This window comes from Kineosporia corallincola, from assembly GCF_018499875.1.
GTDB classification, from domain to species: Bacteria; Actinomycetota; Actinomycetes; order Actinomycetales; family Kineosporiaceae; genus Kineosporia; species Kineosporia corallincola.
In genome coordinates this window covers 1-1729 of the sequence record NZ_JAHBAY010000037.1, presented here as the reverse complement: position 1 = coordinate 1729, position 1729 = coordinate 1, and the positions used below count along the sequence as shown (strand labels likewise).

Genomic DNA, 1729 nt, shown 5'->3' with positions numbered 1-1729 from the left:
GGTGAGTTGTGGCTGTTGAGATTTCGCCTGCGCTGGCGGGTTTTATGAAGGCTCTGACGGGGATGGATGTTCCGCAGGGTAATGAGGATCTGCTGCGTGAGGTGGCGGTTCTGTATGAGGGGGTGGCGGAGGATCTGCTGGCGTTGCGGTCGGCGATTCTTGAGTTGATGGTGGAGGTGAAGGCGAATTGGCAGGGGGAGGCTGCTGATTCGTTTATTGCTGTTTTGCGTCCGTTTGTGGCGTCGGATGTTCTGCATGAGGCTTCGGGTGATCGTGGTGATTATCTGGGGAAGGCTGCGGAGTCGGCGGTGGTGCTGGCGCGGGTGGGGCGGGACACGGGTAATCAGTTCGAGTATGCGAAGTGGATGCTGTTTGCGCTTCTGGCGTGGACGGTGGCTGATCTGGCGGCTATTGCTGCGACGGCGTGGTGGAACTGGATGGCGCCGATCGAGGCGTGGTGGGTGCGGGTTCTGGCGCGGTGGGGGATCGGGAAGACGGTTGCGCGTCTGGTGGCGCATATTTCGACGCAGATGGCGTTGCAGGTGACTGCCGGTGTTCTGATGGATGTGATCATTCAGGCAAAGCAGTTCATGGATGGTCACCGTGATGAGTGGAGTGCGGAGAACACGCTTGGGGCGATCGAGTTCGCGGTGATCGCGGGTTTGATCGGTGGTGGTCTTTCGGGGTTCGCGCCGGGGTTGACGAAGGGGATCGGGAATGTTCTGGGGGCGGATTTCCAGAAGGTTCTGGCGGGGGATCTGGCGAAGGTGCTGGGGGATGCTCCGTCGTCGGGGGGTGTGGGTGGTGTCGCCGGTGATCTGAGTAAGGTTTTCGCGGGTGATTCTGGTGGTCTGGTCAAGGGTTTCAAGGGTGTGGAGGTGCGCACGGGGGGCCGGGCCGCCGACGACCTGGGACTCGGTGGAAATCAGAAGATTCCGGGGAGCGGTGCCAAGGCCGGCGGGGAACTGGCACCGGCCGACATTCTGAAGAAGGTCGGCAACGATCTTCGGCAGGTTGCTGGGCCGAACCAGGCTTCCGGGTTCATGGCCCGGTACCTGCGCGTTTTCGGGGACGCGGACGCGGATCTGTTCCGCGGTCTGGGCGTCGACTCGTTCACCCGTAAGGTCCTGGGTGACGCGGGTGAGTTCGTCGAGCGTATGGCGGCGGTGTTCGAGCGTCATTTCGGTTCGGTGATGCGGGCGGATCTGGCTCGTGAGCTGGGCCGGGATTATGCGGAGTCGTTTGCCGTGAACTGGTCCCGGAAGAATATGAAGGATCTGCAGGGTGATCTGCGGAAGGTTCTTGCGGGGTACGAGGACAGGCTGGGCCGGGCGACGGTGGACGCTCTGGCTGATGATGTGCCTTATCTGGTGGTGCGGAATCTCCAGAAGAATTATGCGGGGACGTTCGGTTACAAGGTGGCCGATTACGGGGTGTCGGCGGCCACCGGTGGTACGACGATGGTTCTGGCGACTGGTTTCTACAATTTGTTGTTCGGGCCGGATCATGAGTTCGAGACCGGGGTGGCTGCTTTCGGTGCCGGTGCGCTGATGGGTGCGCTGGGGCGGGCCGGGCGTCAGGTCATCGGTGAGCCCATCGAGCTGCGTAATCTTCCGTCCGCGGACGAGCTGCACAGTTCGGTGCGGGCGATGTCCGAGAAGCCGGCGCTGGAGGGTTCGGCGGGCGGCTCGGGTGGTTCGGGACGTGGTGGGGATTCCCTGCCCTCGAA

Annotated in this window: 1 protein-coding gene; it reads left to right on the top strand. The window is 62.5% G+C overall.

What is annotated here, in order from left to right; all coding sequences use genetic code 11:
- Positions 1 to 8 precede the first annotated feature (8 nt).
- The coding region (locus KIH74_RS35575) for a WXG100-like domain-containing protein (protein WP_214160860.1) at positions 9 to 1729 on the top strand (1721 nt) is incomplete at its 3' end.